Raw genomic sequence first — 20,566 nt, 5'->3', positions numbered from 1 at the left:
GAGCGGCCGCCAGCGCTCGATCAGTTGATGGGCAGGCTGCCGGACGCGCCCGATCGCTATTATCTCCACGACCTGGCGCTACTGCCGGAAGCGCGCGGCACTGGCGCCGCTGCGGCCGCCGTCGACCTGACCGTGGCACAGGCCCGCGCCGCCGGCTTCGATCGCATCACCCTGACCGCCGTCAACGGCGCGGACGCCTTCTGGCGCCGACAGGGTTTCGTCGATGCGCCGGTTGTCGCCGACAGCTATGGCGCGGACAGCGTCTCGATGGTGCGGATGCTCTAAGACGAAAAAAAAAGCCCCGGATCGCTCCGGGGCTTCTTCTGTTCCATGTTCGCCGGATCAGGCGGCGGCGAAGCGTGCCATCTTTTCCAGCTTGCCGCCGGCGATGCGCATCATCGCCTTCTGCAGCTTCTCGAAGGCGCGAACCTCGATCTGGCGGACGCGCTCGCGCGACACGCCATAGACCTGGCTGAGTTCCTCAAGGGTCTTGGGCTCCTCGGCCAGGCGACGCTCGGCCAGGATATGCTTCTCACGGTCGTTGAGGTCGGTCATCGCCTCGACCAGCATCTCGTGACGCTGGGTGCGTTCCTGCTCCTCGGCGACGCGTTCGTCCTGCAGCGGATCGGTGTCTTGCAGCCAATCCTGCCACTGGCCATCGCCATCCTCGCGCATCGGCACGTTGAGCGAAGTGTCACCGCCCATCGCCATGCGACGGTTCATCGACACCACATCATCTTCCGACACACCCAGATCGGTCGCGATCTTGGTCACGTCCTCGGGGCGCAGATCGCCATCCTCGAACGCTTCGATATTGTTCTTCATCCGGCGCAGGTTGAAGAACAGCTTCTTCTGCGACGCGGTGGTGCCCATCTTGACCAGGCTCCAGCTGCGCAGGATGAATTCCTGAATCGACGCGCGGATCCACCACATGGCGTAGGTCGCCAGGCGGAAGCCACGTTCAGCCTCGAACTTCTTCACACCCTGCATCAGGCCGATATTGCCTTCGCTGATCAGTTCGCTGACCGGCAGGCCATAGCCGCGATAGCCCATGGCGATCTTCGCCACGAGGCGCAGGTGAGACGTGACGAGCTGGGCCGCCGCCTCGGGATCATGATGTTCCTCGTAGCGCTTCGCGAGCATATATTCCTGCTCGGGGGTCAGCAGCGGAAACTTGCGAATTTCCGACAGATAGCGGTTGAGGCTGGCTTCACCGCCCAGCGCCGGAACCGCGGGGACATTGCTCCGATTGGCCATGTCACAATTCCTTCCCTTTACATGCGCGCCAGGCGAACCCGAAAGTGGCATCCGCTGGCCGCGCAAACTTGTCAGAACCTATACGTGAAGCTCGCTTAACAGTTCCTGCATATCTGCAGGCAGGGGACTGTCGAAAGCCAAGGGTTCCTCCGTCACAGGATGTATGAACCCCAGCCGTTTCGCGTGCAATGCCTGCCTTTTGAAACCCAGTGTTTCCAGTATTGATTTGAAACCTTTTCTCTCTCTACCGTAAACCGGGTCACCGATCAAGGGGTGACCCAGATGCGCCATATGCACGCGAACCTGATGGGTGCGGCCGGTTTCCAGCCGGCATTCCACCATCGCCGCGCCACGCAGGCGCTCCATCACGCGGTAATGGGTGACGGCATGCTTGCCGCGCCCTTCCCGATGAACCGCCATCTTCTTTCGATCAGCGTCGGACCGCCCGATCCAGGCATCGACCGTGCCGGACCCCGGCGTTGGAATGCCATAGACGATCGCGGCATAGAGCCGGTCGATACTGTGATCCTTGAACTGCCGGGCCAGGCCCTCATGGGCCTTGTCCGACTTAGCAACGACCAACAGGCCCGAAGTATCCTTGTCGATGCGATGAACGATGCCGGGACGCGCCACGCCGCCAATGCCGGATAACTGACCATCGCAATGGTGCAGCAGCGCATTGACCAGCGTGCCGTCCAGATTGCCGGCCGCCGGGTGGACCACCAGGCCCGCAGGCTTGTCCACCACGATCAGGTCGGCATCCTCATGCACGATGTCGAGCGGAATATCCTGCGCCACGGCGTCGAGCGCGACGGGGGCGGGCAGGGTGATGCTGTAATCCTGCCCCACTGCCACCTTCATCGACGGGTTGAGCGATCGACCGCCAGAGACGATCTGTCCCTCGACGATCAACGCCTTGATCCGCTCGCGCGACAGGTCGGGCAGCAGTTCGGCCAGTGCGCGATCGAGGCGCAAACCCGCCTGGGCTTCGCCTATCGTCGTTTCAATGATGGAAACCCCCGGAACCATTGCCTAGGGATGTAGGAATGAAGGCCGAAATTTCAAGGGTGCTGCTGGAACAAATCATGGCCCTTGCCGCGGCCGAGCCGGGGGAGGTCTGTGGCCTGTTGCTGGGGCAGGGCGCGCGCATCGACGCGATCTTGCCAGCGGCCAACGTCGCGCCTGATCCGGCCCGTCATTTCGAACTGGCGCCGGCCACCTTGCTGACCGCGCATCGGGCCGCGCGCCGGGGCGGATCGGCGGTGCTTGGTCATTATCATTCCCACCCATCGGGCGTTCCGTTTCCGTCGGAAACGGACCGGGCCTGCGCAACGCCGGACGGCGCCTTGTGGCTTATAGTCGGCGGAGGGACGGTGCGCGCATGGGTGGCCGGGCCGGACGGGGAGGGGGGCGTGGCCTTCGTGGAGGCGTTGCTCGACATAAGGTGATGCAAAGGGGGTGAGCCGGGCTTGCATCATCGGCTGGGGAAGCCTAGCCGGGAAGGTGTCTTTTCCCGTAAATCCGGCGGCCTCCATCTCCATGACCCATCCGATCGACAGCATCGAATTTGCCAGCCTTCTCTGCTCGCGCCTCTGCCATGACCTGCTGAGCCCCGTCGGGGCGCTCAACAATGGCCTGGAACTTATGGCTGACGAAACCGACCCGGACATGCGCCAGCGCTGCCTGGACCTGCTGGCCGACAGCGCCCGCACGTCGGCCAACAAGCTGAAATTCTTCCGCCTGGCCTTCGGTTCGGCGGGTGGCTTTGGCGATGCGGTGCCGCCGCATGAGGCGAAGGTCGCGATCGAGGGCATGTTCGCCTCGGGGCGGGTGAAGCTTGGCTGGATGGTCGAGGAACAGATGCTGGCCAAGCTCGCGGTTAAGGTGCTGCTCAATCTCGCGCTGATCGCCGGCGATGCGCTGGTGCGTGGTGGGCAGCTCGACATCGGTGCGGAGAAGCGGCCGGGCGTGACGGAGATCGTGGTGCGGGGCGAAGGGCCGAAGGTCATTCTCGATCCCGAACTGCGCGCGGCGCTGGCGGGAACCTTGCCGGCCGGTGGCCTGGCGTCGCGTACGGCGGCGGCCTGGATGGTGCGGGCGCTGGTGATGGAGGCTGGCGGCGAGATCGTGCTGTCGCCGCCGGGCGATTCGGTGCTGCTGTTCGGCGCCGCCATCCCCGACCGCGCAGAATAATTCGGGTCGGAAAAGCTCAGGGCAGCAGGGCGCGCAGGGCTGCGTCGTCCTGTTTCTCCAGTTCCAGCAACGCGACATAGGGATTGCCCGTCAGGCCGAGCAGCGTGGCAAAGGCGGGCTCGGTCTTCAGGCCGCGATGGCGCAAGGCCATGATCGCCTGCGCCAAAGCAGGACCGCCCAGATCGAGCAGGCGTCGCTCGACACAGAAATGGCGCCAGCCATGTTGCTGCGCAACCGGCAAGGCCTGGCCGAAAATCTCGAACGGCCAGTCCCATGCGCGAAAGCGGACGATCATGGCATCAAGGTCGGGTCGTGCATGAACCGCAAAATCGGGGCGATCGCCGAAATGCTCGGTCAGCAAGGTGGCAAAGGCATCGAAATCCCGCACTTCGCAGACGATATCGATGTCGCTGCCCGGCAGGTCGAGGCCAAGCGGCGGCGTGCCCGCAACATGCGGATCATAGGGCGCCAATAACGTCAGGACGCCGGTGCGTTGCAGCGCGACGTCATGCGCGACGCGGCTCATGCCTCGCGCATCTCCGCCGCGATCGCCGCGATCAGCTCTGCGGCTGGCAGGGCGCGGGCGAGGGGCGCACCCTGGCCCGCCCATTGCGCGCCATAGCCGCCTTCGCCCTGGATCTTGGCAGCCGCGTTGAGCGCCTTCCCGGCGGCATAGGCGCGCGGATAGTCGGGCACATCGCCACCATTTTCAGTGCCCCATTGGGTGAAATGATTGGCAAGGCAGCGGGCCGGGCGGCCGGAAATGGCGCGGGTCATGACCGTGTGCTGGGCGGCCGGGCGGGCAAGGGCGGCGCGATAGGCGGCGTCGGCGCTGCTTTCCGGGCAGGCGATGAACGCCGTCCCCAGTTGCGCCGCCACCGCGCCCAGGTCGAGCGCGGCGCGCACGCCCCGTCCATCCATGATGCCGCCGGCCGCGATCACCGGCAGGCCAGCCTTCGCCACCAGCAGGCGGGTCAGCGCGAAGGTGCCGAGCATTGCATCGGGCGCATCGGGATCGAACATGCCGCGATGGCCGCCGGCTTCCAATCCCTGCGCCACCAGCGCGTCGATCCCGGCGGCGTGCGCGGCGCCTGCCTCGTCCAAATTGGTGACGGATGCCAGCAACAGGCAACCCGCCTGCTTGAGCGCCGCGATCTGCTCAGCGCCGGGCAGCCCGAAATGGAAGCTGACCACGCGCGGCCGCGTCTCGACCAGCAGGTCGAGCATCGCCGGGTCTTCGGCAAAGCTGCGATAGATGGTCTCAAGGCCCGCGGGCGGCGCCGCATTCTGCGCGGCAAAGAGCGGCGTCAGCGCCGCCAGCCACGCCCGCTCCTCGGCTGGACGAACGCGGGGCGGCGCATGGACGAACAGATTGACGTTGAACGGCCGATCCGTGCGCGCGCGCGTCGCCGCAATCATGGTGCGCGCGTCCGCCGCATCGGTAGCGCCCACGGCGATCGATCCCAGCGCCCCGGCATTACTGACGGCGGCGGCCATCGCCGGCGTCGATACGCCAGCCATCGGCGCCTGGATCAGGGGAAGGGAAAGGTCTAGCGCGTCGATCGGGTTCATGCAGTTCATGTGGGCGGTGGCGATCGATCCTGCAACAGGGGGATCAGACGTCGTCGGTACCCACCGGGCCGCCTTCGCCTTCCATGCGGTTGAGTGCGCGCACGTCGCGTGCGGTGAATTTCAGGCGAACACCAGCGCCCTGTTCGCCATCCTCCGGCAGGAAGACGGCGCCACCCTGTTCCAGTACCAGGCGCAGTCTTGCCTTGGCATCGTCACCCGGATCGGCGCGCCCGGCTTCGAAATCGGCCAGCATCGGCATATCGATCCCCGCAAGGCGCGCGACATGATCACGCGGCCATTCCACCAGGGCGCGGGCGGCGCGGGCAAGCTTTCCGCTGATCTGCAAGGCGAGTCTCCCTTCGTCGATGCGTGGTGCCGGAATAGAACAGCACGCCTGCCGCGCCGCAACGGAAAAGGCCCGGCCGCTTGCGCGACCGGGCCCGTCCTCCAGCAACCTGTGAAAGGATCAGGCGCTGTAATACATGTCGAATTCGACCGGCGAGGGGGCCATTTCCCAGCGATACACTTCGGGCCACTTCAGTTCGATATAGGCATCGATCTGGTCCTTGGTGAACACGTCGCCCTTGAGCAGGAACTCATAATCGGCTTCGAGGCTGTTCAGCGCTTCACGCAGCGAACCGCAGACGGTCGGCACCTGGCTCAGCTCTTCGGGCGGCAGGTCATAGAGATTCTTGTCCATCGCGGCGCCCGGATGGATCTTGTTCTCGATGCCGTCGAGGCCGGCCATCAGCAGCGCGGCGTAGCAGAGATAGGGGTTGGCCATCGCGTCGGGGAAGCGGAATTCCACGCGCTTCGCCTTGGCACCGGCGCCGTAGGGAATACGGCAGGAGGCCGAACGGTTGCGGGCCGAATAGGCCAGCAGAACCGGGGCTTCGAAGCCCGGCACCAGGCGCTTGTAGCTGTTGGTGGTCGGGTTGGTGAAGGCGTTGAGGGCCTTGGCGTGCTTGATGACGCCGCCGATGAAGTAGAGGCAGGTGTCGGACAGGCCGGCATAGCCGTCGCCCGCGAACAGCGGCTTGCCGCCTTCCCAGATCGACATGTGGGTGTGCATGCCCGAACCATTGTCCTGTGCGATCGGCTTGGGCATGAAGGTCGCGGTCTTGCCATAGGCCTGGGCGACCATCTGCACGACATACTTGTAGATCTGCATGCGGTCGGCGGTCTGGACCAGCGTACCGAAGGTCAGGCCCAGTTCGTGCTGCGCGGCGGCGACTTCATGATGATGCTTGTCGCAGGGCAGGCCCATTTCGAGCATGGTCGACACCATTTCGGCGCGGATGTCGGTGCAGGGATCGACCGGCGCGACGGGGAAATAGCCGCCCTTGGCGCGCGGACGGTGACCCAGGTTGCCGCCTTCATATTCCTTGCCGGTGTTGGTCGGCAGTTCGATGTCGTCGATCTTGTAGTAGCTCTGCGAGTAGTCATTCTCGAAGCGCACATCGTCGAACATGAAGAATTCGGCTTCCGGGCCGACATAGATGGTGTCGCCGAAACCGGCCGACTTGACGAACGCCTCGGCGCGCTTGGCGCACGAACGCGGGTCACGGGCATAGAGTTCGCCGGTGTCGGGCTCGACGATGTCGCAGAAGATGATCAGCATCGGGGTGGCGCTGAACGGATCGACATAGACGGCATCCAGGTCGGGCTTCAGGATCATGTCCGACTCGTTGATCGCCTTCCAGCCTTCGATCGACGAACCGTCGAACATCAGGCCCTGGGTCAGCTCATCTTCGCCGAGGACCGAAGACACCATGGTCAGGTGCTGCCACTTGCCCTTGGGATCGGTGAAACGGACATCGACCCACTCGATTTCCTTTTCCTCGATCATCTTCAGGATGTCTTTTGGCGTGTTGGCCATGTGCAGTTGCCCTTCTCTATGGATACCCCCCCGAAGGGGTCGTTGAAGCCTGTGTCCGCCGGACCCCTGTCCGCCGGCTAGAACCTGTCGAAAATCAGATGGCGTCGCTGTCGCGTTCGCCGGTGCGGATGCGCACCGCGCCCTCGATGGCGGAAATGAAGATCTTGCCGTCGCCGATGCGGCCGGTCTGGGCGGCGCTGCAGATCGCTTCGACGACCCGGTCGGCCAGGGCGTCGTCGACGACGACTTCCAGCTTCACCTTGGGCAGGAAGTCGACGACATATTCGGCGCCGCGATACAGTTCGGTATGGCCCTTCTGGCGGCCGAAGCCCTTCGCCTCGGTGACGGTGATGCCGGACACGCCCACTTCGTGCAGCGCTTCCTTCACCTCGTCCAGCTTGAACGGCTTGATGATCGCCTCGATCTTCTTCATCACTTAATCCCAACCCATGACGCACGAACGGACGCGGGTTGGCCCCGCATCCTTCAACCTTCAAGCGACGATCATCATGCCCCCGAGGCAAGCGCCGTCTCCCTTAACAATCAATTACCGTGCCAAGTGGCGAATCGCTAGGCCTGCTTTCGGCGATGCAGCAATCTTTGTCCATATTGCCCGGATTCCGGGCAATATCATGTCATTCTGCCTGTTTTTTGGGCAGTGGTTGAACGGCCCGTCATGCAAAAGGCCCGCCCCGTCGACGCCGATCGGTCATGATCTCGATGGCATGAACGGAGCGGGCCTTTGGGACCGCCGTGGGCAGGCAGAAATCAGCGCGCGTAGGGCGGGCAGTCGAGGCCGGTCGGGCTCTTGGTAAAGATCTCGCAGCCGGTTTCGGTGATGCCGATGCTGTGCTCGAACTGCGCTGACAGGGTGCGGTCGCGCGTCACCGCCGTCCAGCCATCGTCCAGCATCTTCACGCCGGGCTTGCCGATATTGATCATCGGCTCGATCGTGAAGAACATGCCGGGCTTCAACTCCGGGCCGGTGCCGGGACGGCCGACATGGACCACTTCAGGGCTGTCATGGAAGACGCGGCCCAGGCCATGGCCACAGAAATCGCGGACCACGCCATAACGATGCTTTTCGGCATGACGCTGGATGACATGGCCGATGTCGCCCAGATGATTGCCGGGCTTGGCCTGCTCGATGCCCAGCATCAGGCATTCATAGGTGATTTCGACCAGCCGCTTCGCCTTGATCGGCGCATCGCCGGCGATGAACATGCGGCTGGTATCGCCGTGCCAGCCATCGACCAGCGGGGTGACGTCGATATTGAGAATATCGCCGTCCTTGAGCTTATAGTCGCCCGGAATGCCATGGCAGATGACATTGTTGAGCGAGATGCAGCAGCTATGGGTATAGCCGCGATAGCCCAGGGTCGCCGGCACCCCGCCGCCGTCCAGGGTCATGCGGCGGACGATGTCGTCCAGTTCACCGGTGGTCACGCCCGGCACCACATGGGGCACTAGCGCGTCGAGGATCTCGGCGGCCAGTCGGCCGGCCTTGCGCATGCCTTCGAAACCGGCCGCGTCATAGAGCTTGATCGCGGTCGAGCGGGAAACCGGCGCGTCGGCCGTCATCGTCATATATTCGGTCATGTGGTTGATATAGACCCTGCGATCCGGCATTGCGAGTGTCTTCGCTCAGCCCCGCGGTCGCTATCAGGAAAAGAGAAACGGACATGGTGATGGAAGGCGGATGCGCCTGTAGTGAGGTGCGCTATCGGATCGATGCCGACCCCATCTTCGTCAACAACTGCCATTGCAGCCTGTGCCAGCGGCAGAGCGGCGCGGCGTCCGCGGTCAATGCCTTTGTCGAGGTCGATCATCTTCATCTCCTGTCTGGGCAGTTGAGCGAACATGTCGTGCCCACCGGCAGCGGCAAGACCCAGGTGATCGTCCGCTGCGCCAACTGCGGCACCGCGGTCTGGAGCTTCTATCCCCGTCTCGGCCGGGCGGGGGCGGCGATCCGGGTCGGCACGCTGGACGATCGCTCGGCGATCCGGCCCGATGCCGCCATCTTCGTGGCGGACCGGTCGGACTGGACCGCCTTGCCGGCCGACGTGCCGGTCTTCGAGGCGAGCTACAAGCCGGCGGACGTCCTGCCGCCCGATCGGCTGGCCCGGCTGATGGCGCTCGCCGCCCGTGCGGAGCCGCTGGCATGAGCGACCGTATCTGGACCGCCGCCGTGATCGTGATCGGCGATGAAATCCTGTCCGGCCGCATCCAGGACAAGAATGTCGCGCAGATCGCCACCTGGCTCAATGTCCAGGGCATCCGCCTGCGCGAGGTACGGGTGGTGCCCGATGTGCAGGACGCGATCGTCGAGGCGGTGAACACGCTGCGTGCCCGCAACGACTATCTCTTCACCACCGGCGGTATTGGGCCGACCCATGACGACATCACGGTCGATGCGATCGCGGTGGCGCTGGGCGTCGGTGTCGAGATCCATCCCGAAGCGCGGGCGATATTGGAGCGCTATTATGTCACGCGCGGCGGCCTCACCGACGCGCGGCTGCGCATGGCGCGGGTGCCGGCCGGCGCCGACCTCATCGAAAACCGCATGTCGGGCGCGCCGGGCATCCGCCACGGCAATATCTTCATCATGGCCGGCGTGCCGCACATCACCGCCGGCATGCTCGACAGCCTGACCGGCACGCTGGAAGGCGGCTTGCCCGTCCTCTCCGCGACGATCGGCTGCTGGGTCGCGGAAAGCGAGATCGCCGACCTGCTCGGCGCCACCGAGCGCGCCCATGACGGCGTCCAGATCGGCAGCTACCCCTTCTTCCGCGAAGGGCGCACCGGCGCCAATTTCGTCATCCGCTCGACCGACCAGGTGGTGCTGGACATCTGCGTTGCGGACCTCAGCGCCGCGTTGACGGAGGGGGGCTGGCCCCCGGTGTCTGGCGGTATCTAGCCAAGAAACATCCGTTGCGGTGACAAGAAGGCCTGGCGGCGGTACAGCGCAGTTCCACTTCTAAAAGAGAATTCTGCATGCTTACCGCGCGAACCTATAGTGTCTCGATAGCGCGCAACTGGCGCGAGCTTTATGAAGCGATCTGGCAGCCGGAGATATTCCCGAAATGGGCATCGGGCCTGACCGAGGCCGATCTGCGCAGGGGCGGCACCGGATGGATTGCCGACGGTCCCGATGGGCCGATCGTCGTTCGCTTCACGCCGCACAATGAATTTGGCGTGATGGATCATTTCGTCGAGACCGGTGATGGCCGGGAGGTTCATGTCCCGCTGCGCGTGATCGAGAATGGAGATGGGGCAGAGGTGATGCTGACGCTTTTTCGCCAGCCCGGTATGAGCGACGAGGATTTCGCGCGCGACGCCAAATGGATTACCCGCGATCTACGCGCGCTGCGCGATTATGCAAAGACGCTGGGCTAAGGGATCATTTTGACAAATCGCGAAAGAGCGATTTCTGATACGGAACCAGACCCTAACGGCGGATATTGATCCCGCCGAGGCGGCTCAGCTTTCCGGGCGGGTCCAGATCCAGCTGCCGCCGATCAGCGCTGCGGCCAGCGGGATCAGATACCAGGGGAAGGGGGAGAAGATCAGCGCCAGGATCGCGCTGAAGGCGAAGGCGCCGAGCGCGGCCTTCTTGCCCTTGCGGCTGATCGCGCCGCGTTCGCGCCAGCGGCGGATATGCGGGCCGAAATGCTTGTGGTCGAGCAGCCTGGCCTCCAGTTCCGGGCTGGAGCGGGCAAAGCAATAGGCCGCGAGGATCATGAAAGGGACGGTCGGCAGCAGCGGCAGGAAGGCGCCCAGCGTGCCCAATCCGATCGAGAGGAAGCCGGCAATGAGATAGAGATGGCGCCGCACCCGTCGATCCCGTCTGGAATGGGCCGATGCGGCCCAGTCTGTCCTATCTATGCTATTGATTTGCAGGAACGCAATTGCCTTTCGTCGGGTGCCTTTTGTCAGGCGGCAGGCAGGCGCAGCCGGACCAGCAGCCCGCCCAGATCCTCGCTCTCCTCCAGCGCCACCGACCCGCCATAGATTTCGGCGACATCGCGGACGATGGCGAGGCCAAGGCCAGTGCCGGGCTTGCCCGAATCGAGCCGCACGCCGCGATCGAAGATGCGCACCCGGTCGGCCTCGGGAATGCCCATGCCGTCATCCTCGACCATGATCTCGACCATCGCGCCAACCCGGCTGACCGTCGCGAACACGCTACCGCCGCCATATTTGGCGGCATTTTCGACCAGATTGCCCAGCATTTCGTCCAGATCCTGCCGCTCGACGCGGACCGCCGCATGCTTGTCGCCGTCCATGTCGACCCGCGCATCCTGATAGAGATGGCGCACCGCGCGCTCGACCGCCTCCAGGCTGGCCCAGACCTCGGCCCGGCTCTGCGCTGCGCCGCGCCGGCCAACGGCGCGGGCGCGGGCGAGGTGATGGTCGACCTGGCGCCGCATCGTCGTCGCCTCGCGCACCACCGTTTCGCCCAGGTCCGGCGCATTGGCGGTCGCCGCGTTCATGATGACGGTCAGCGGGGTCTTGAGCGCATGGGCGAGGTTGCCGGCATGGGTGCGCGCTTCCTCCGCCTGTCGCTCATTATGGGCGAGCAGCGCGTTCAACTCCTCGACCATCGGCAGCACTTCGGCGGGCATGGGTTCGGTCACCCGGCTCTTGTCGCCATCGCGCATCTTGATGATTTCCAGCCGCACCTTGCGCAGCGGCCGCAGGCCATAGATGGTCTGCAAGGTGGCGAGCAGGATCAGGCCCAGCGCCAGCAGCGCGAAGCTCTTGAACAGGGTCGATCGCAGCGTCTTGATCTGGCCATCGAGGCCCTGGCGGGCCTGTGCGACCATGAACATCCAGCGCGCGTCGGAACCGGGCAGGATGACGCTGCGCTCCATGACGCGCAGATCCTCGCCGGGAAACTGCTTGCTGTCATAGACATGGAAGTTGCGGTCGGCATGGTCGCCCGGCACCTTGAGTGCCCGGTCCCACAGCGATCGCGATCGCCAATCCTCATGCCCCTTGGCGCTGATCTGGTAATAGAGGCCGCTATTGGGTTCCAGGAAGCGCTGGTCGGCCAGTTCGCGGTTGAACAGCACTTCGCCGTCCGGGCCGATCTCGGCCGCCGCGATCATCGCGGTCAGCACATAATTCATGCCGTCGTCGAAATTGCGCGTCACCGCGTCCGACAGCACCCGGTCGAGCGCGACGCCGCCGCCCAGCAGCAGCACGCTGATCCACAGCGCGGCAATGCCGATCATGCGGCGGCTGATCGACCCGGTGGACCGGACGGGGGAGGGCGACGGGCTGGCCATGCGAAATGATCCTACACCCGTTCACTGCTGGCGCAGCCGAGAAACATGGCCGATGGCACGGACCTGTTTGCCTGTCGACTTCGCCCGCGGCGAACGGAAGCGGATGGGGCGCGGATTAGCGCCCCGGCTCGTCCAGGCTGTAGCCAAGGCCGCGGATGGTGGTGATGACATCGGCGCCGAGTTTCTTGCGGATGCGCGTCACGAACACTTCGATCGTGTTGGAATCGCGATCGAAATCCTGGTCGTAAATATGTTCGATCAGCTCGGTGCGGCTGACCACCTTGCCCTTGTGGTGGAGCAGATAGGAGAGCAGCTTATATTCCTGCGCCGTGAGCTTCACCGGATCGCCCTTGAGCGTCACCTTGCCCGAACGGGTGTCGAGGCGAACGTCGCCGGCGATCAGTTCGCTCGACGCATTGCCGCTGGCACGGCGGATGAGCGCGCGCAGGCGGGCGATCAGTTCCTCGCTCTGGAACGGCTTGGCCAGATAATCGTCGGCGCCGGCATCGAGGCCCGCGACCTTGTCGGACCAGCTATCGCGCGCGGTCAGCACCAGCACCGGGAAGCTGCGGCCTTCCTTGCGCCAGCGATCAAGCACGGTCAGGCCGTCGATCGTCGGCAGGCCAAGGTCCAGGACCACGGCGTCATAATTTTCGGTCGAGCCCAGGAAATGGCCATCCTCGCCATCGGTGGCGAGGTCGACGGCATAGCCGGCACCTTCCAGCGTGTTCCTGAGCTGCTGGCCCAGACTCGGTTCATCCTCGACGATCAGCAGGCGCATAGGGTTCCGTTTCTTGTTATCGACGCAAAGAGGTTGGGCGGCGCGCAGTCAGCGCGCCCAGCCGATGATATCGCCTGTCCGGCCGTCGGCATCAACCCACATCACCTTGCCGTCCTTCACATATTTCAGGCGATAGCGATTGGTGGAGGGATTGAACTCGCTGCCGACATAGGTGGCACCGCCCACCTGGGCATCGACCCGGCGCTTGATCATCGAAAAGGGCATGACCTGGCCGTCCAGCATCGCGCGGCGCGCGGCATCCTGCTCGTCACGGCGGCCACCGGCTTCGGCGACCGGTGTCATAAGGGATAGGGCCATAATTGCGGCCAGTCCGGCAGTCAGGCTTTTGGCGATCATTGTCATGGGCATGGCATAGGCGAAGCGCATTGAACAGGTGGTGAATGACCGGTCATTCCGCGCTGGAAAGGAGCGGCCGGGCGAATTAAGCTTGCCAGCCATGCAGATGGAAGATGACAGGCCCGTAGCCGATGCACCCTTGTGGCGCTCCGTTCCGCGCTGGTGGCGCAGCCATGTGATCCGCGGGATCGATCATCAGGCGGTGCTCGAAAGGGTCCGGGCCGATGATGGCTGGAGCCCGTCCTACGCCTTCATGATCCTGATGTCAGCGGGCATTGCGGTGCTCGGCCTGCTGCTCTCCTCGCCGGCCGTGGTAATCGGTGCGATGCTGATCTCGCCGCTGATGGGGCCGATCGTCGGGCTGGGCTTTGGCCTTGCCATGACCGATGCGCGCGAAATCCGCCGGACGATCGTCGCGCTGGCGGGCGGGGCGCTGGTGGCGATCGCGTTCACCGCCTTCATCGTCCTGCTGTCGCCGTTGCAGACGGTGACCAGTGAAATCGCCGCGCGCACCCGGCCCAATCTGTTCGACCTGATGGTCGCGCTCTTTTCCGCGCTGGCGGGCGCCTATGCGATGATTCGCGGCAAGGCGGGGACGATTGTAGGCGTCGCGATCGCCACCGCGCTGATGCCGCCGCTGGCAACTGTCGGCTTTGGCCTGGCGACGCTTAACGCAACAGTCGCGGGCGGTGCGTTCCTCCTCTTCTTCACCAATTTCGTGACGATCGCCCTGGCCGCGGCGATCATGGCGCGGCTCTATGGCTTTGGCCGGCGCCTGTCGCCCAGCCAGAGCTGGCTGCAGATGGTTTTCATAGGCGCAATCTTCGTCGCACTGGCAGTGCCGCTCGGCCTGTCGCTCGGCCAGATCGCCTGGGAAGCGCGGGCCGCCCGCGATGCGCGCGATGTCATCCGGCGCGAATTTCCCGATGGCGCCCGGATCGCGCAGCTCGACCTGGATTTCGCCGCCAGGCCGCTTGCCGTGACCGCCAGCGTCCTCACCAGCCATTATGAGCGCGATGCGTCTGCGCGGGCAGGCCATATCCTGGGCGACATGCTGGGCAAGCCGGTGTCGCTGGATATCGAACAGATCCGGGTGGGTGAGGGGACGGATGCCGACAATGCCCAGTTGCTCGCCGCCCAGACCGCCCGGCGTGAGGTGCAGGGCCAGGTCGATCGCCTGACCGACCGGCTGGCACTGGTCGCTGGTGTCAATCCCGATGCGGTGACGGTCGATACCGCGCGCAAACGGGCGGTGGTGCGGGCGCGGGCTTTGCCGGATGCGGGCCTTGGCGCCTATTGGGCGCTGGAGCGGCGGGCGGCGGCGGCAACGCCGGGATGGGCGATAGAGATTACGCCGCCGACCCTGCCGCTGCCGTCGCTGGCACTGGATGAAGAAGGAGCCGTGACGGACAAGGATCGGTTGGCGCTTGTGCTGTGGGCGGCGCAGCGCACCGGCCTGCCGATCGACCTGTCGATCAAGGGGGAGGGGCATGAGGGGCTGCTCAAGCCCTTTGCCGATCGTGGCATCGACGCGCGACTGGTCAAAGGCGCCAGCGCGGACCTTGCGGTGCCGCACTGGCGCGTCGAGGAATGACGGTTTAGCGTTCCAGCGCGTACTGGACCGTCAGGCTGATCGATGCGCTGACCTGGCCCGGTTCCACCGGGGTCGGTGCGGCGTCGGCCTTGAACCGGGCCGCCATCAGCGGCATCGGCGCATTGCCGCCGCTGCTGCTTTCCGAGATCGAGACCAGCCGGGCCGAGCGATAGCCTGCCGCCTGGGCATAGAAATCGGCCTGGGCCTTGGCGGTCTTGAGCGCGGTGGCGCGGGCCTGGGCCTGCAGCGGGCTCGGATCCTCGATCGAGAAGCTGGGCCCGTTGATGTTGGTCGCGCCGGCCTGCACCAGCGTATCGAGCAGCGCGCCAACCTTCTTCACGTCGCGCACCTTGACGCTCAGCTGGTTCGACGCCTCATAGCCCAGGAAACGCGGACCGGACGGCTGGCCATCGCGATTGCTGTAATCATATTGGGCGTTGAGGTTGATGCCGCTGGTCTGGATGTCGGTCTTGGCGATGCCGGCCTTGGCCAGCGCCGCGATCAGCCCGTCCATCTTGGCGGCATTGTCCTTCATCGCCTGGGCCGCGGTCGGGGCCTTGGTCTGGACGCCGGTGCCGATGGTCGCGACGTCAGGTGCGGCCTCGACGCTTTCGGTGACGTTCAACGTCACCACCGGCGCGGTCTCGGCGATGGTGACGCTGGTCTGGGCAACAGCCGCGACAGGCAGTGCGGCGGCGCCGAGCGCCATCAGGGCGAGGGCGGATTTCATGGACATGGTCTCCTCTGTAAGTCCTGCACCCGTTTTTGGCCGGGGTGCGATGAATGGACGCTGTCCTGCGTTGAAAGCCGTCCGACAGCTTTCCGGTTCCACTCTTGCCCCGACGCCCGATAGGCCCTAGCTGCACCGCCATGGCAGCACCCATTCTCTCCTTCGAAAATCTCGGCCTCTCGCAGGGCAGCCACTGGCTGTTCCGGCATATCGACATACATGTCGGCCAGCGCGACCGGCTGGCGCTGATCGGGCGCAACGGCGCGGGCAAGACCACCTTGCTCAAGCTGATCGGCGGCCAGATCGAGGCGGATGAGGGCATTCGTTCGGTGCAGCCGGGCGCGCGGGTGGTGACGCTGGAACAGGATCCCGACGTCAGCGCCTTCAAGACGCTGCATGATTTCGCGCTGGCCGGCGCATTCGCGCCGCCCGCCCATGAGGTGGAGGCGATCGCCGACCAGCTGGGCATCGACCTGTCGCGCGAGGCCGCGACTGCGAGCGGTGGTGAGCGCCGCCGCGCCGCGATCGCCCGCGCGCTGGCGAGCGAACCGGACCTGCTGCTGCTGGACGAGCCGACCAACCATCTGGATATTGCCGCGATCGACTGGCTGGAAAGCTGGCTCGCCCGCTATACCGGCGCCTTCATTGTCATCAGCCATGACCGTGCCTTCCTGACCCGCCTGACCCGCCAGACCTTGTGGCTCGACCGTGGCCAGATGCGCCGCAACGAGATCGGCTTCGGCGGTTTCGAGGACTGGATGGAAGCGGTCTATGCCGAAGAGGCGCGCGCCGCCGAGAAGCTGGACGCCAAGCTCAAGATCGAGGCGCACTGGCTGGAGCGCGGCGTGACCGCCCGGCGCAAGCGCAACCAGGGCCGCCTGGCCAAGCTATGGGAGATGCGCGCCCAACGCGCCGCGATGCAGGGGCCGCAGGGCACTGCCAAGATCGCGGTGGCGAGCGACGACAGCAAGACCAAGAACGTCATCAAGGCCGAGCATGTCACCAAGACATTTGGTGACCGCACCATCATCAACGACTTCTCGCTGCGCGTGCAGCGCGGCGACCGGATCGGCATCGTCGGCGGCAATGGTGCGGGCAAGTCGACTTTGCTCAAGCTGCTGACCGGCGAACTGGCGCCCGACAGCGGCGCGGTGACGCTGGCCAAGACGCTGGACATGATCTTCATCGACCAGCAGCGCAGCTTGATGCAGGGCGACAAGAGCGTGCGCGATGTGCTGGCCGAGGGCGGCGACTGGATCGACGTGCGCGGCGTCCGCAAACATGTCCATGGCTATCTCAAGGACTTCCTGTTCGATCCCTCGTTGGCCGAGGCGAAGGTCGGCACCCTGTCGGGTGGCGAGCGTTCGCGCCTGCTGTTCGCGCGCGAATTTGCCCGCGAATCCAACCTGCTGGTGCTGGACGAACCGACCAACGACCTTGACCTCGAAACGCTCGACCTGCTGCAGGAAGTCATCGCGGACTATGATGGCACGGTGCTGATCGTCAGCCATGACCGCGATTTCCTCGATCGCACCGTCACCGTGACGCTCGGCCTCGACGGATCGGGCAAGGTCGATGTGATCGTCGGCGGCTATGCCGACTGGATCGCCAAGCGCGATCCGCGGCGTGCGCCCAAGGCGGAGAAGAAGGAGGCTGCGGCCCCGCCGCCGCCCAAGCCGGCCTCGACCAAGCTGACCTACAAGGACCAGCGCGACCTCGACCTGCTGCCCAAGAAGATCGAGGAACTGGAAGCGGCGATCGCCCGCGACGAGGAGGCGCTGGCCGATCCCGCGCTCTATACCCGCGATCCCAAGAAATTCGCCGCGCTGACCGCTGCGATCGAGAAGGCGCGCGCCGAGAAGGACGCGGCCGAGGAACGCTGGCTCGAACTGGCGGAGAAGGCCGAGGGGCTGGGCTGAACCCCTTGCGCTGCCCTCTGCATCTGATAGCCAACGGGCTGGATGATCTGACAGGGGGCTCCATCATATGACCACGCCGCGCGTCGAGCCGCCACGGCCGCATCATGCCGTCCATTATGTCAACCGGGTCGGCTGGCTGCGCGCGGCCGTGCTGGGCGCCAATGATGGGATTGTATCGACCGCCAGCCTGATGACCGGGATCGCCGCATCGGGCGCGACGGGCGAGTCCATATTATTGTCGGGTATTGCCGCCTTGGTGGCAGGTGCCATGTCGATGGCGGCGGGCGAATATGTTTCGGTGAGCGCCCAGTCGGATACCGAGCGTGCCGATCTCGCCAAGGAAAAAAAGGCGCTGGCGACGCAGCCTCATGCGGAATGGGAGGAGCTGCGCGACATTTATGTCGAGCGCGGGCTGGACCGGGACTTGGCTGGGCAGGTGGCTACCCAGTTGATGGCGACCGATCCGCTGGGCGCCCATGCCCGCGATGAACTGGGCATTTCCGACCTCAGCACGCCGCGCCCGGTGCAGGCAGGGCTGGCCTCGGCGGCAAGCTTCGCCTGTGGCGCCGCGCCACCGGTAGTCGCCGCAGCCATCGTGCCGTCGCTGGCCGGGATCAGCGTCGTGCCGGTGTCGCTGCTCTGCCTGTTGCTGCTGGGCTATGTCGGGGCGCGGCTGGGTGGTGCGCGGCCGGGGCGGTCGATGCTGCGTACCTTCTTCTGGGGCGCGCTGGCGATGGCTGTGACAGCTGCGGCGGGCCATCTTTTCGGCGCCGCCATATGATGGCAAGGTCCGCCGCCTGATATCCAAGGGAGACGATGCATGACCGCAATCCAGCAGATACCGCTCAAGACCATCAAGGGTGCCGACGCGACCCTGGCCGATTATGCCGGCAAGGTGGTGCTCGCGGTCAATGTCGCCTCCAAATGCGGGCTGACGCCGCAATATGAGGGGCTGGAAAAGCTCTATGCCGATTATCGGGACAAGGGGCTGGTGGTCGCGGGCTTCCCCGCCAATGATTTCGGCGCCCAGGAACCGGGCAGCAATGACGAGATCGCCACCTTCTGCACCACCAATTTCGGTGTCGATTTCCCGATGTTCGAGAAGATCGTGGTTAGCGGGCCGGAAAAGCATCCGCTTTATGCCGCCCTGACGAGCGCCCTGCCCGAAGCGCAGGGCGACGGCGACAGCTTCCGAGAACGGCTCAAGGGCTATGGCATGACGCCCAATCCGGTGCCGGAAATCCTGTGGAATTTCGAGAAGTTCGTGATCGCCAAGGATGGCAGCGTTGCGGCCCGTTTCGCGCCGACGATGGCGCCCGACGATCCGGTGCTGGTTGCTGCGATCGAAGCCGAACTGGCGAAATAAGCGTCCGACGGGTGGCGTGTCTGCGCGCGCCACCCGTTCTATTTCACGGCTGCCCCAGAGCGGCCCATTTTCCCTTTGTTTCGGTGAAGTTACGAACCCATGCGACAGACTATTGTGAAGGCGGCGCTGTGCGGCGCGATGCTGCTGGCGACCACGGCACAGGCAGCGCTGAGCCCGACCGAACAGAAGATCGGCGCCAGCGTCGATGCCGGTCATGAACCCGCGATCGCCCTCCTCGAAAAGATCGTGAACCAGAATAGCGGGTCGATGAATGTCGCCGGCGTCAAGGCGGTGGCCGACATGCTGCGTCCCGAGTTCGAGGCGCTGGGCTTCACCGTTAGCTGGAAGCCGATGGATCAGGTCAAGCGTGCCGGCCATTTCATCGCCGTGCATAAGGGCAAGGCGGGCACGACGAAGATGCTGCTGATCGGCCATCTCGACACGGTGTTCGAGCCGGACTCGCCGTTCCAGACCTTCAAGCGCGAGGGCGACTGGGCGGCCGGGCCGGGTGTCGGCGACGACAAGGGTGGGGTGGTGACGATGTTGCTCGCCCTGAAGGCGATGCAGGCGGCGGGCACGCTCAAGAACGCCAATATCGAGGTGGTACTGACCGGTGACGAGGAGGATTCGGGCGATCCGGTTTCGATCGCGCGCGCTGACCTGATCGCGGCCGGCAAGCGCGCCGACGTCGCGCTCGATTTCGAGGGGCTGAGCCGCGAGGACGGCAAGGATATGGGCTCGATCGCGCGCCGCTCCTCCAACAGTTGGACGCTGACCACCAGCGGCAAATCGGCGCACAGTTCGGGCATCTTCTCGGCCGCCGCCGGTGATGGCGCCGTCTATGAAATGGCGCGGATCATCACCGCTTTCCGCAAGGAATTGCCGGAGCCAAACCTGACCTTCAATGTCGGCCTGATCGGTGGCGGCCAGAGCGCGGACGTCGACAAGGATGGCGTGCGCATCGCCGTGACCGGCAAGACCAATATCATCCCCCCGGTGGCGGTGGCCAAGGGCGATTTCCGCACCCTCAGTCAGGATCAGACCGAGCGGGTCCGGGCGAAGATGCAGGCAATTGTCGACAACGGCCATCTGCCCGGCACCGGCGCCAGCATCGCCTTTGACCTGGGCTATCCCTCCATGGCGCCAACGGCGGGCAATCGCGCGCTGCTCGGCAAATTGAATGGCATCAACAAGGATCTGGGCCTGCCCGAAATGCCCGAGCTTGATCCGCTCAAGCGCGGCGCCGGCGATATCAGCTTCGTCGCGCAGGATGTCGACGGGCTGGTGGGTCTTGGCCTCGCCTCGATGGGTGACCATAGCCCGGCGGAAAAGGCGGACCTGTCCACCATGCCGCGCCAGGCCAAGCGGGCGGCCATATTGATGACGCGCCTGTCGGCCGAGAAAGGCCGGAGATGATTGCCCCTCGGGCGCCGGCTTCCGCTGGCGCCCGATAGCGGCTACGGAAAGCCATGCTGCCGCCGACCCCGACGATCGCCACCCATATCGGACCCGTGCTGGAGGCGTTGAGCCTGATCGGCACCTTCGTCTTCGGGGCTTCCGGGGCATTGGCTGCCGCACGCCTGCGCCAGACATTGGTGACCTTTGCCTTCTTCGCCCTGCTTACGGG

Annotated in this window: 25 protein-coding genes; 12 read left to right on the top strand and 13 right to left on the bottom strand. The window is 65.1% G+C overall.

From position 1 onward, the window contains the following. Positions 1-27: 27 nt before the first annotated feature. Complete coding sequence (locus tag CG471_RS31420) at positions 28-285, top strand: N-acetyltransferase (RefSeq protein WP_257211610.1); 258 nt, start codon at positions 28-30, stop codon at positions 283-285. 57 nt (positions 286-342) lie between these two features. Here the strand turns inward: CG471_RS31420 and rpoH are convergent, their stop codons facing one another. Together rpoH and CG471_RS19570 are read right to left on the bottom strand one after the other, a co-directional pair. Beyond that, on the bottom strand, positions 343-1,257 hold the full coding sequence (gene rpoH, locus CG471_RS19575; protein ID WP_099233191.1) for an RNA polymerase sigma factor RpoH: 915 nt from the start codon (positions 1,255-1,257) through the stop codon (positions 343-345). 78 nt (positions 1,258-1,335) lie between these two features. After that, positions 1,336-2,286, bottom strand: coding sequence for an RluA family pseudouridine synthase (locus CG471_RS19570; RefSeq protein ID WP_099233189.1), 951 nt, complete (start codon positions 2,284-2,286; stop codon positions 1,336-1,338). Positions 2,287-2,303: 17 nt separating this feature from the next. Between CG471_RS19570 and CG471_RS19565 the strand changes: the two genes are divergently transcribed. Beyond that, complete coding sequence (locus CG471_RS19565) at positions 2,304-2,705, top strand: M67 family metallopeptidase (protein WP_099233187.1); 402 nt, start codon at positions 2,304-2,306, stop codon at positions 2,703-2,705. A gap of 91 nt (positions 2,706-2,796) precedes the next feature. Then, positions 2,797-3,450, top strand: coding sequence for a histidine phosphotransferase family protein (locus tag CG471_RS19560; protein ID WP_010336062.1), 654 nt, complete (start codon positions 2,797-2,799; stop codon positions 3,448-3,450). Positions 3,451-3,466: 16 nt separating this feature from the next. Here CG471_RS19560 and CG471_RS19555 read toward each other — a convergent pair whose 3' ends face one another. The 6 genes from CG471_RS19555 to map form a co-directional block, all read right to left on the bottom strand. After that, a complete protein-coding gene (locus CG471_RS19555) occupies positions 3,467-3,976 on the bottom strand; it encodes a DUF4269 domain-containing protein (RefSeq protein ID WP_099233185.1) in 510 nt (169 codons plus the stop codon). Further along, a complete protein-coding gene (locus CG471_RS19550) occupies positions 3,973-5,031 on the bottom strand; it encodes a nitronate monooxygenase family protein (protein WP_099233183.1) in 1,059 nt (352 codons plus the stop codon). Before CG471_RS19550 ends, CG471_RS19555 begins: the two co-directional genes overlap by 4 nt. Positions 5,032-5,065: 34 nt before the next feature. Then, on the bottom strand, positions 5,066-5,368 hold the full coding sequence (locus CG471_RS19545; protein WP_099233181.1) for a DNA-binding protein: 303 nt from the start codon (positions 5,366-5,368) through the stop codon (positions 5,066-5,068). A gap of 120 nt (positions 5,369-5,488) precedes the next feature. Next, positions 5,489-6,901, bottom strand: a complete 1,413-nt coding sequence (gene glnA, locus CG471_RS19540; RefSeq protein ID WP_099233179.1) for a type I glutamate--ammonia ligase — start codon at positions 6,899-6,901, stop codon at positions 5,489-5,491. A gap of 94 nt (positions 6,902-6,995) precedes the next feature. Beyond that, positions 6,996-7,334: a P-II family nitrogen regulator gene (locus CG471_RS19535; protein WP_004207549.1), complete on the bottom strand. Its 339-nt coding sequence runs from the start codon at positions 7,332-7,334 to the stop codon at positions 6,996-6,998. A gap of 335 nt (positions 7,335-7,669) precedes the next feature. Continuing rightward, entirely contained in the window at positions 7,670-8,500 is an 831-nt protein-coding gene (map, locus tag CG471_RS19530) for a type I methionyl aminopeptidase (protein WP_170828743.1), read from the bottom strand. Positions 8,501-8,583: 83 nt separating this feature from the next. Between map and CG471_RS19525 the strand changes: the two genes are divergently transcribed. From CG471_RS19525 to CG471_RS19515, 3 genes are all read left to right on the top strand, one after another. Then, positions 8,584-9,066: a GFA family protein gene (locus tag CG471_RS19525; RefSeq protein ID WP_099233177.1), complete on the top strand. Its 483-nt coding sequence runs from the start codon at positions 8,584-8,586 to the stop codon at positions 9,064-9,066. Further along, positions 9,063-9,818 (top strand): molybdopterin-binding protein, encoded by a 756-nt coding sequence (locus CG471_RS19520; RefSeq protein WP_099233175.1) that lies wholly within the window; start codon positions 9,063-9,065, stop codon positions 9,816-9,818. Before CG471_RS19525 ends, CG471_RS19520 begins: the two co-directional genes overlap by 4 nt. Before the next feature lie 77 nt (positions 9,819-9,895). After that, positions 9,896-10,297, top strand: a complete 402-nt coding sequence (locus tag CG471_RS19515; RefSeq protein ID WP_099233173.1) for a polyketide cyclase — start codon at positions 9,896-9,898, stop codon at positions 10,295-10,297. A gap of 84 nt (positions 10,298-10,381) precedes the next feature. On the opposite strand, the gene CG471_RS19510 is transcribed toward CG471_RS19515, so the two are convergent. The 4 genes from CG471_RS19510 to CG471_RS19495 all read right to left on the bottom strand — a co-directional run bounded on the left by CG471_RS19510 (position 10,382) and on the right by CG471_RS19495 (position 13,360). Then, positions 10,382-10,735: a YbaN family protein gene (locus CG471_RS19510; protein ID WP_099233171.1), complete on the bottom strand. Its 354-nt coding sequence runs from the start codon at positions 10,733-10,735 to the stop codon at positions 10,382-10,384. Between the two features lie 98 nt (positions 10,736-10,833). Next, on the bottom strand, positions 10,834-12,138 hold the full coding sequence (locus CG471_RS19505; RefSeq protein ID WP_037491643.1) for a HAMP domain-containing sensor histidine kinase: 1,305 nt from the start codon (positions 12,136-12,138) through the stop codon (positions 10,834-10,836). Between the two features lie 169 nt (positions 12,139-12,307). Continuing rightward, positions 12,308-12,973 carry a response regulator transcription factor gene (locus CG471_RS19500; RefSeq protein ID WP_004207541.1) on the bottom strand — a complete coding sequence of 222 codons (666 nt, stop codon included), beginning with the start codon at positions 12,971-12,973 and terminating at the stop codon, positions 12,308-12,310. A 48-nt stretch (positions 12,974-13,021) separates the two neighbouring features. Further along, a complete protein-coding gene (locus tag CG471_RS19495) occupies positions 13,022-13,360 on the bottom strand; it encodes a hypothetical protein (protein ID WP_004207540.1) in 339 nt (112 codons plus the stop codon). A gap of 70 nt (positions 13,361-13,430) precedes the next feature. Here CG471_RS19495 and CG471_RS19490 point away from each other — a divergent pair, with 70 nt between their 5' ends. Next, positions 13,431-14,924, top strand: coding sequence for a DUF389 domain-containing protein (locus tag CG471_RS19490; RefSeq protein ID WP_099233169.1), 1,494 nt, complete (start codon positions 13,431-13,433; stop codon positions 14,922-14,924). Positions 14,925-14,928: 4 nt separating this feature from the next. On the opposite strand, the gene CG471_RS19485 is transcribed toward CG471_RS19490, so the two are convergent. Continuing rightward, positions 14,929-15,654, bottom strand: coding sequence for an SIMPL domain-containing protein (locus CG471_RS19485; RefSeq protein ID WP_099233167.1), 726 nt, complete (start codon positions 15,652-15,654; stop codon positions 14,929-14,931). 140 nt (positions 15,655-15,794) lie between these two features. On the opposite strand from CG471_RS19485, the gene CG471_RS19480 reads away from it, so the two are divergent. The 5 genes from CG471_RS19480 to CG471_RS31415 form a co-directional block, all read left to right on the top strand. Beyond that, complete coding sequence (locus CG471_RS19480) at positions 15,795-17,573, top strand: ABC-F family ATP-binding cassette domain-containing protein (RefSeq protein WP_099233165.1); 1,779 nt, start codon at positions 15,795-15,797, stop codon at positions 17,571-17,573. 67 nt (positions 17,574-17,640) lie between these two features. Continuing rightward, the gene (locus CG471_RS19475; RefSeq protein ID WP_099233163.1) at positions 17,641-18,354 is read left to right on the top strand and encodes a VIT family protein; all 714 of its coding nucleotides are present in this window, start codon (positions 17,641-17,643) and stop codon (positions 18,352-18,354) included. A 39-nt stretch (positions 18,355-18,393) separates the two neighbouring features. Continuing rightward, positions 18,394-18,939 (top strand): glutathione peroxidase, encoded by a 546-nt coding sequence (locus CG471_RS19470; protein WP_099233161.1) that lies wholly within the window; start codon positions 18,394-18,396, stop codon positions 18,937-18,939. Positions 18,940-19,038: 99 nt separating this feature from the next. Further along, complete coding sequence (locus CG471_RS19465; protein ID WP_099233159.1) at positions 19,039-20,355, top strand: M20/M25/M40 family metallo-hydrolase; 1,317 nt, start codon at positions 19,039-19,041, stop codon at positions 20,353-20,355. Between the two features lie 53 nt (positions 20,356-20,408). Continuing rightward, a partial coding sequence (locus tag CG471_RS31415) for a TRIC cation channel family protein (protein WP_373562058.1) occupies positions 20,409-20,566 on the top strand: 158 nt, incomplete at its 3' end.

It is taken from the genome of Sphingobium sp. IP1 (genome assembly GCF_002708645.1).
In the GTDB taxonomy this organism is placed as follows: domain Bacteria; phylum Pseudomonadota; class Alphaproteobacteria; order Sphingomonadales; family Sphingomonadaceae; genus Sphingobium; species Sphingobium yanoikuyae.
The sequence above is the reverse complement of the archived record's forward strand: the minus strand, read 5'-3'. Positions and strand labels throughout refer to the sequence as shown.